This is a genomic window from Streptomyces sp. NPDC004788 (assembly GCF_053601115.1).
This window is the reverse complement of sequence record NZ_JBSGBF010000089.1, coordinates 25,266-33,347: the sequence shown is the minus strand read 5'-3', so window position 1 is coordinate 33,347 and position 8,082 is coordinate 25,266. Positions and strand designations below refer to the sequence as shown.

Here is an 8,082-nt window from a genome sequence, read left to right as displayed (position 1 = left end):
TCCCACTTGTCGTTGCGGACCAGCTTCAGCGACTTGTTCGGGGTGTACGAGTCCCACTTGTACGGGCCCGAGGAGAACGGGTGCAGGCCGTACTGCGCCTTGGTGTCCTTGTCCTGGCGGACCGGCGAGGACATGGGCAGGGCCAGCATCTGCAGGAAGTCGCCGTTGGGGGCGGCGAGCTTGAAGACGATGGTCTTGTCGTCCGGCGTCTGGATGGTGCTCAGACCCAGCTTGTCCGGGGCGGTGTCCTTGTACGGGCCCGGGTAGGTCTTCTTCGGGTCGAGCATCTGCTGGAGGTAGATCGGACCGCCGGAGATGACGTCCTGCGCCCAGGTCCGCTCCATGCCGTACTTGAGGTCCTTGGAGGTGATCGGCTTGCCGTCCTCCCAGGTGGCCCCGTCCTTCAGCGTGAAGGTGTAGGTCAGACCGTCCGCCGAGACCTTGCCGGTGTCGGTGGCGAGGTCCGGGACCAGTTCGGCGGAGCCGGCGCCGGGGACGGGCTTGTAGGTGACCAGCTGACGCGTGTAGTAGCGCGCGAAGTCGAAGACGAAGCCCGTGTAGGTGCGCGCCGGGTCCCAGGAGTCGGCCTCCTGCGACGCGATGAACTTCAGCTCGCCGCCCTTCTTGTCAGAGGGGCTGGCGATCTGGTTCACGCCCGCGTTGAAGCCGGGCGCGCCGCCCTTGCCCTTGTCGCCGCCGCTGCCGTTGCCGCCGCCACAGGCGGTGGTGACGACCATCGTGGCCGCCGCGAGCAGCGCACCCGCGGCGATTCTGCGCCTCTGGGAGCTGTTCATCGTCATGGTCGTGCAACCTCCGGAGTAGTGGCGGCCGTCTTGCGGTGGTCCGCCGTTGGGGGATTCGCCTCCTGGCGTCAGCGGCAGGGGCTGGTCTTGCGGGGGGAGCGGCGTACGGTCAGCGGGAGCCCTTCGGGTCGAGCGCGTCACGCACGCCGTCGCCGAAGAGGTTGAACGCAAGCACGGTGATGAAGATCGCGAGGCCGGGGAAGATCATGAACAGCGGGTCGGACTCGTAGGTGGTGATCGCCGTCGACAGCATCTGGCCCCAGGACGAGGTGGGCGCCTTGACGCCCGCGCCGAGGAAGCTGAGGGCCGCTTCGGTGAGGATGTTCGTCGGGATCATCAGGGTCGCGTAGACCATGATCGGCGCGATCAGGTTCGGCAGCAGTTCCTTGCGCAGGATGTAGAAGCGGCCGGCGCCGAGCGACTGGGCGGCCTCGACGTACTCGCGGTTGCGCAGGCTGAGCGTCTGGCCGCGGACGATGCGGCCCACGTAGGGCCAGCCGAAGAAGCCGATGACGACGACCAGGGCGAGGATGCGGACGCCCGAACCCTCCAGGCCGAACAGCGAGTTGGGCAGCACGGAGACCAGCGCGATGGTGAAGAGCAGCTGCGGGAAGGCCAGCATGACGTCCATGACCCGGCTGAGCGCCGCGTCGATCCAGCCGCCGAAGTAGCCCGCGACGATGCCGAGGATCGTGCCGAGCGCGACCGCGAAGAGGGCGGCGGCGAAGGCGACGAGCAGCGAGATCTGGGCGCCGTAGACGATCCGGCTGAAGACGTCACGGCCGTTGACCGGCTCGACGCCGAGCAGGAAGTCGCCGCTGATGCCGCCGTAGCTGCCGATCGGGGTGCCGAACAGCGGGTCGATCTGGTCCTCGTGGAACTGGTCCGGCGGGTGGCCGAGCAGTCCGACGATCAGGGGGGCGCAGATCGCGACCAGGATCAGGAACAGGACGACGAAGCCGCCGGCCAGGGCCAGCTTGTCCTTCTTGAGCCGCGTCCAGGCGATCTGCCAGGGGGAACGGCCCTCGATCGCCTTGGCCGGCGTGCCGGGCACGGCGTCGACGGCGTCGGCGCTCTCTGCCGCACTCGTCTCGTGCAGTGGTGCCGTCATCGTGGTGAGGACCCCTCTCGGCCGCCGGGTCGCCGGCCCTTGCCCGCCGCGGGTAGCGGCTCGGTGGAACAACTGCAGGGCACCGGCTTCGTACAGCCGAACGCCCGGTGTTCCGGGGAGTCTTCAATGTGTCCGCGATCACCCGCCAGACCTGATGGGGAATGTTTGCGCAACCGTGATGCGGTTCGTTGTCTTCCGTTATCCGGACGCCACGACCGTGTGAGCGGACCATCTCGGCCGCTATTCGACCAGATCGGACATCCGTCCCAAGTACTGTCGCGCGGGCGGGAATTGGGGCGACAGGAAGGCCGGAAAGGGACGTTTCAGCACCCGCCGGAACGCCCCTGACCTACCTGTCAGTAGGCGGACGGGGCGGCCGGGGGGTAGCCGTAACCGGTCGCGGGCGGGGCCGCGGGGGCGGCGTGCGCGTCACGGTCGTAGAACGGGCGCGAGTGGGCGTAAAGCCACATGGCGACCGGGTCGTACGTGTCGGACATGGCCACCGTCGAGACGGGCAGGCCGTCGGGGACGGCGGCGACCGTCTGGTGCATCATCGCCCGCACGGCCTCGACGGACGCCGGCGAGGAGTCGTACAGGTCGAGGCCGATGGCGAGGTACGGGGAGCCGAGCGCGGGCTGCACCCAGGCGCGGCGCAGCGAGCGGACGGCCGGGGTGCGGTGCGCGTTCTGCGTGAGCAGCGCGTAGAACTGCGGGATCTCCAGGGCGGGCTCGGAGAGCCGCAGCGGGCCCGCGGGCATCCGGTCGAGGCCGGTGGCGATGCGGCGCAGATCGGCCCACGGGATGCCGACGCCGCCGCCGGGGGCGTGCGGATTCAGCCAGATGCCCCAGCGGTCCGGGTAGAGGGCGCGGGCGATCTCCAGGCCGGAGACGAGCTCGTGGGCGCGGGTCCAGCCGGAGGCGGCGAGCTCCTGGGCGGAGGTGACGCAGGGCGCGTACCCGTACCCGTCGACCTGCATGTTGCCGTACTGGGCGTCGGGCGAGCCGGCGGTGCCCTGCCAGAGCAGCATCCGGACCTCGGAGCCGGCCAGGGCCTGCAGCAGCTGCTCGTAGGTGTCGTGCCGCCCGGGTGCCACCTGGCGCAGCATGTGCTCGACCTGTCCGGCCGCAGCGGTGCCTGACGCGCTCACCCTGGGTCCCGCCCCTCTTGTTTGTACGGCGCTTGTTGTACGGCTCGCCTGACTTCGGCTGAATGAGTTCAGCTTAAACAGGGGGTCTGTCACACGGCGGCGCGCTGGAAGAAGGGGCGCACCTTCTCCAGCATCCAGTCGCCGACCGGGTCCTGGGCCACGTCGAGCAGGATGAGGTTGACCGGCCAGGCGACCTCGACCCGGCCGAGGGCGCGGCCGAGGGCGTCGAGCGGCACGGCCAGGTCGCCGGTGCCGCCGAGCAGCTGGACGCCGACGAAGAGGGCGGGTTCGGTGCCCTCGACGCTGGCGAGGGCGCGACGGGCGGTGGCGACGATGCCGGTGGCCTCGAACTCGGCGGAGGCGGCGGACAGGAAGTCGACCGGGTCGTCCTGCCAGTCGGGCTCGAAGAGCCGCACCCGGCCGCCGTCGGCGGGGCCGTCGAGTTCGGTGCGGCCGGTCCGGCAGAGCTCGGCGACGGCGGGCGGGGGCAGCGGGACGCCGACGGTGCCGCCGGGGTTCACGGCGATGCCGAGCTGCGGGGGCAGGCCGCGGGCGAACTCGACGGCGGGGGCGACGGTGTACGACATGTGGTCGCCGACGCAGGCGAGGAACTGTTGCTCGGAGCTGAAGACCGGCACGTAGGGCGCGCCGTCGAGCTCCAGGGTCGGCACGTCCAGGTCGGGGCTGTCGGGGCCGCCGCCGTTGGGCAGGGGCACCCAGACGGGGCTGCGGCCGAGGACCTCGACCAGGCGGCCTCCGGCGGCGGCGTTGCCGAGCGCGGCGGCCAGTACTTCCTCGAGCTCATTGCCCGGCCACGTCACGTCCACGCTGTCGTCGTCCCCTTCTCGCTGCTCCCGGTGCCGTTCAGCCGGTGCGGTTCAGCACCTTAACGGCGTCCACCCGCCTCCGTGACCGAAAGGGGATGCGGAGTGCGTCACGGCACGTGCGTCAGACCTCCCGGAAGCCGATCTTCCGCAGGGCGTCGGCGGCATCCCGGTCGAGCAGGGTGACCGAGGCGCAGCCGGGCGGCAGGGCGCCCGCCTCGGCCGTGCGGACGAGCCGGCCGACGGCGCGGCGGTGCCGGGCGAAGGCGTAGCCGGAGACGCCGCGGCCGCGGGAGCGCTGGCCGGCGAGCGCGAGGGAGGGGTCGACGTCGAGCAGGATCAGGTGAAGGGCGGCGCCGCGCCGCCGCGCCGCGCGGGCGAGCCAGCCGCGGACCCAGGACTGGGTGCCGCAGTCGTGGACGACCACTCCGGCGCCGGAGCGCAGGACGCGGCGCAGGCCGGCGTAGTGGGCGAGCCGGGCGAGCGGGCGGTAGAGGGCGTACGGCAGGAAGCGGGGCAGCCGGGCCTCCCAGCGCTCCCGGGTGTGCTGGGAGTCGACGGCCCGGCCGTCGGCCGCGCGGCCCATCAGCGTGGACTTGCCGGCGCCGGGCAGTCCGGAGACGACGACGATGTCGCCGGCGGCGAAGCTCAGCACGCGCGGGCTGCGTCCGCCGCGCTCGCGCAGGTCGCGCAGGAGCCGTCCGCGGCGCACCCGGCGCCGGGTGCGCTGGACCGGTATGCCCGTGCTCGCCGCGTATGCGCCGGTGTGCCGAACCGCCATCGCCGCTCCCCCCTCGTCGTACCCGGGGCGTACCCCGCTCGGGCGTGCCGGGACCCTGCCGGGACCCTGCCCACGAAGTGTAAAGAAATGGTAATGAGACGCAAGCGATTTGCGGCGCGGACCCGCCGTGCAATGATGAGCGCGCCACGCGCTCGCACGAGCGCGCACAACCGCATACCGGCCGCTCGAATCCGCGCGGGAGAGTCCCGGGGCACCACGTGCACCGGGCGCCGAAGGAGCAAGCACCTCCCTTGAATCTCTCAGGCCCCGTACCGCGTGGATGAGGCAGATCTGAAAAGCGGGACGCGTCGTCGCGTCCCCACCCAAGGTGCAAGCCGAGGATGCCCTCGGTGAACCTCTCAGGTTCCATGACAGATGGGGAGGATCGTCCTCACCGTCATGTACGTCGTGCCCTGCACGCCCTGGGACCCGGGAGCCACCCCATGAGCACTGCCCCCCGTCTGACCGCCCTCGATGCGCTGCATCGTTCGCTGGGCGCGACCATGACCGACTTCGCGGGCTGGGACATGCCGCTGCGCTACGGCAGCGAGCGCGACGAGCACAACGCCGTCCGCACCAGGGCCGGCCTCTTCGACCTCTCCCACATGGGCGAGATCACGGTCACCGGTCCGCAGGCCGTGGAGCTCCTGGACTACGCCCTGGTCGGCAACATCTCGACCGTGGGCAACGGCCGCGCGCGCTACACGATGATCTGCCAGGAGGACGGCGGCATCCTCGACGACCTGATCGTCTACCGCCTCGGCGAGACGGAATACATGGTCGTCGCCAACGCCTCCAACGCCCAGGTCGTCCTCGACGCCCTGACCGAGCGCGCGGCCGGCTTCGACGCCGAGGTCCGCGACGACCGCGACGCGTACGCGCTGATCGCCGTCCAGGGCCCGGAGTCCCCCGGCATCCTGAAGTCCCTCACCGACGCCGACCTGGACGGCCTGAAGTACTACGCGGGCCTGCCCGGCACCGTCGCCGGCGTCCCCGCGCTGATCGCCCGCACCGGCTACACCGGCGAGGACGGCTTCGAGCTGTTCCTGAAGCCGGAGCACGCCGAGGGCGTGTGGCAGGCGCTCACCGAGGCGGGCAAGGACGTCGGTCTGATCCCGTGCGGCCTGTCCTGCCGTGACACGCTCCGCCTGGAGGCGGGCATGCCGCTGTACGGCCACGAGCTGACCACCGCGCTGACCCCGTTCGACGCGGGCCTGGGCCGGGTCGTCAAGTTCGAGAAGACCACGAACGAGGGCCGCTTCGTCGGCCGCGAGGCCCTGGAGAAGGCCGCCGAGCGCGCCGAGTCCGCCCCGCCGCGCAAGCTGGTCGGCCTGATCGCCGAGGGCCGCCGCGTCCCGCGCGCCGGCATGTCCGTGGTCGCGAACGGCGAGGTCGTCGGCGAGATCACCTCCGGCGCCCCGTCCCCGACGCTCGGCAAGCCGATCGCCATGGCCTACGTCGACGCGGCCTTCGCCGCGCCGGGCACCGAGGGCGTCGGCGTCGACATCCGCGGCACCCACGAGCCGTACGAGGTCGTCGCGCTGCCGTTCTACAAGCGTCAGAAGTGACCTTTCGGCACCCTCCGCGGGTGCCTGACGTGACGGCGCCGTGACGCATTCGTCTCAGGACACGTCTCACCCCGCAAGACCCCCGTACATCCGCACTCCCCGCATCCAGGAGAATCAGGTCATGAGCAACCCCCAGCAGCTCCGCTACAGCAAGGAGCACGAGTGGCTGTCGGCCGTCGAGGACGGCGTCGCCACGGTCGGCATCACCGAGCACGCGGCCAACGCCCTCGGCGACATCGTGTACGTCCAGCTCCCGGAGGTCGGTGACACGGTGACCGCGGGCGAGTCCTGCGGCGAGCTGGAGTCCACCAAGTCGGTCAGCGAGCTCTACGCCCCCGTCACCGGCGAGGTCGTCGAGGCCAACCAGGACGTCGTCGCCGACCCCGAGCTGGTGAACAAGCACCCGTTCGAGGGTGGCTGGCTGTTCAAGGTGCGCATCACCGGCGAGCCGGAGGACCTGCTCACCGCCGACGAGTACGACGCCTTCATCGCAGGCTGACCGAGACCCCCAGGGATCGATTCATGTCGCTTCTGAACACCCCTCTCCACGAGCTGGACCCGGACGTCGCCGCCGCCGTCGACGCCGAGCTCCGCCGCCAGCAGACCACCCTCGAGATGATCGCCTCGGAGAACTTCGCTCCGGTCGCCGTCATGGAGGCGCAGGGATCGGTCCTCACCAACAAGTACGCCGAGGGCTACCCGGGCCGCCGCTACTACGGCGGCTGCGAGCACGTCGACGTGGCCGAGCAGATCGCGATCGACCGGATCAAGGAGCTGTTCGGCGCCGAGTACGCCAACGTGCAGCCCCACTCCGGTGCCTCCGCCAACCAGGCCGCGCTGTTCGCGATCGCCCAGCCGGGCGACACGATCCTCGGCCTGGACCTCGCGCACGGTGGCCACCTCACCCACGGCATGCGCCTGAACTTCTCGGGCAAGCAGTTCAACGTGGTCGCCTACCACGTGGACGACAACGGCCTGGTCGACATGGCCGAGGTCGAGCGCCTGGCGAAGGAGCACCGCCCGAAGGTGATCATCGCCGGCTGGTCGGCGTACCCGCGTCAGCTCGACTTCGCCGAGTTCCGCCGGATCGCCGACGAGGTCGAGGCGTACCTGTGGGTCGACATGGCCCACTTCGCGGGCCTGGTCGCGGCCGGTCTGCACCCGAACCCGGTCGAGTACGCGGACGTGGTGACCTCCACCACCCACAAGACGCTCGGCGGCCCGCGCGGCGGCATCATCCTGGCGAAGAAGGAGTTCGCGAAGAAGCTGAACTCCTCCGTCTTCCCGGGCTTCCAGGGCGGCCCGCTGGAGCACGTGATCGCGGCCAAGGCCGTCTCCTTCAAGGTCGCGGCCTCGGAGGAGTTCAAGGAGCGCCAGCAGCGCACCCTGGACGGCGCCCGGATCATCGCCGAGCGCCTGGTCCAGGACGACGTCAAGGAGCACGGCGTCGCGGTCCTGTCCGGCGGCACCGACGTCCACCTGCTCCTGGTCGACCTGCGCGACAGCGAGCTGGACGGCCAGCAGGCCGAGGACCGGCTCCACGAGGTGGGCATCACGGTCAACCGGAACGCCGTTCCGAACGACCCGCGCCCGCCGATGGTCACCTCCGGTCTGCGCATCGGCACGCCGGCCCTCGCCACCCGCGGCTTCCAGGCCGAGGACTTCCGCGAGGTCGCCGACGTGATCGCCGAGACGCTGAAGCCCGGCTTCGACGCCGAGGCGCTCAAGGCCCGGGTGACCGCGCTCGCGGAGAAGCACCCGCTGTACCCCGGCCTGAAGTAATTTCGTACGATTTAGTTCCGGCTTTGTTCGTACGACAGCTCCGGGGCACCGCGCACACTGGACAG

General features: G+C 70.9%; 8 protein-coding genes and 1 riboswitch. Of the genes, 3 read left to right on the top strand and 5 right to left on the bottom strand.

Annotated elements, in window-relative coordinates:
• The 5 genes from ACWEJX_RS29795 to ACWEJX_RS29775 form a co-directional block, all read right to left on the bottom strand.
• Positions 1-794, bottom strand: a 794-nt coding sequence (locus tag ACWEJX_RS29795) for an ABC transporter substrate-binding protein (RefSeq protein WP_451610522.1), incomplete at its 3' end; no start/stop codon positions are given.
• A 118-nt stretch (positions 795-912) separates the two neighbouring features.
• Positions 913-1,914, bottom strand: a complete 1,002-nt coding sequence (locus ACWEJX_RS29790) for an ABC transporter permease (protein WP_451610520.1) — start codon at positions 1,912-1,914, stop codon at positions 913-915.
• A gap of 356 nt (positions 1,915-2,270) precedes the next feature.
• Positions 2,271-3,062: an enhanced serine sensitivity protein SseB C-terminal domain-containing protein gene (locus ACWEJX_RS29785; RefSeq protein WP_451610519.1), complete on the bottom strand. Its 792-nt coding sequence runs from the start codon at positions 3,060-3,062 to the stop codon at positions 2,271-2,273.
• A gap of 89 nt (positions 3,063-3,151) precedes the next feature.
• Complete coding sequence (locus ACWEJX_RS29780; protein WP_451610518.1) at positions 3,152-3,889, bottom strand: enhanced serine sensitivity protein SseB; 738 nt, start codon at positions 3,887-3,889, stop codon at positions 3,152-3,154.
• 121 nt (positions 3,890-4,010) lie between these two features.
• A complete protein-coding gene (locus ACWEJX_RS29775; protein ID WP_451610517.1) occupies positions 4,011-4,667 on the bottom strand; it encodes an AAA family ATPase in 657 nt (218 codons plus the stop codon).
• 186 nt (positions 4,668-4,853) lie between these two features.
• Positions 4,854-4,952, top strand: a riboswitch (glycine riboswitch).
• A gap of 158 nt (positions 4,953-5,110) precedes the next feature.
• On the opposite strand from ACWEJX_RS29775, the gene gcvT reads away from it, so the two are divergent.
• The 3 genes from gcvT to ACWEJX_RS29760 all read left to right on the top strand — a co-directional run bounded on the left by gcvT (position 5,111) and on the right by ACWEJX_RS29760 (position 8,017).
• Positions 5,111-6,235: a glycine cleavage system aminomethyltransferase GcvT gene (gene gcvT / locus ACWEJX_RS29770; protein WP_451610516.1), complete on the top strand. Its 1,125-nt coding sequence runs from the start codon at positions 5,111-5,113 to the stop codon at positions 6,233-6,235.
• Positions 6,236-6,356: 121 nt separating this feature from the next.
• Entirely contained in the window at positions 6,357-6,734 is a 378-nt protein-coding gene (gcvH, locus tag ACWEJX_RS29765; RefSeq protein ID WP_451610515.1) for a glycine cleavage system protein GcvH, read from the top strand.
• 23 nt (positions 6,735-6,757) lie between these two features.
• Positions 6,758-8,017 carry a serine hydroxymethyltransferase gene (locus ACWEJX_RS29760; protein WP_451610514.1) on the top strand — a complete coding sequence of 420 codons (1,260 nt, stop codon included), beginning with the start codon at positions 6,758-6,760 and terminating at the stop codon, positions 8,015-8,017.
• Positions 8,018-8,082: the final 65 nt, after the last annotated feature.

Excerpts from the sequence above, each read along its gene's own strand:
- ACWEJX_RS29790 (WP_451610520.1), bottom strand. The coding sequence starts at position 1,914 with ATGACGGCACCACTGCACGAGACGAGTGCGGCAGAGAGCGCCGACGCC.
- ACWEJX_RS29760 (WP_451610514.1), top strand. The coding sequence starts at position 6,758 with ATGTCGCTTCTGAACACCCCTCTCCACGAGCTGGACCCGGACGTCGCC.
- gcvT (WP_451610516.1), top strand. The coding sequence starts at position 5,111 with ATGAGCACTGCCCCCCGTCTGACCGCCCTCGATGCGCTGCATCGTTCG.
- ACWEJX_RS29775 (WP_451610517.1), bottom strand. The coding sequence starts at position 4,667 with ATGGCGGTTCGGCACACCGGCGCATACGCGGCGAGCACGGGCATACCG.
- gcvH (WP_451610515.1), top strand. The coding sequence starts at position 6,357 with ATGAGCAACCCCCAGCAGCTCCGCTACAGCAAGGAGCACGAGTGGCTG.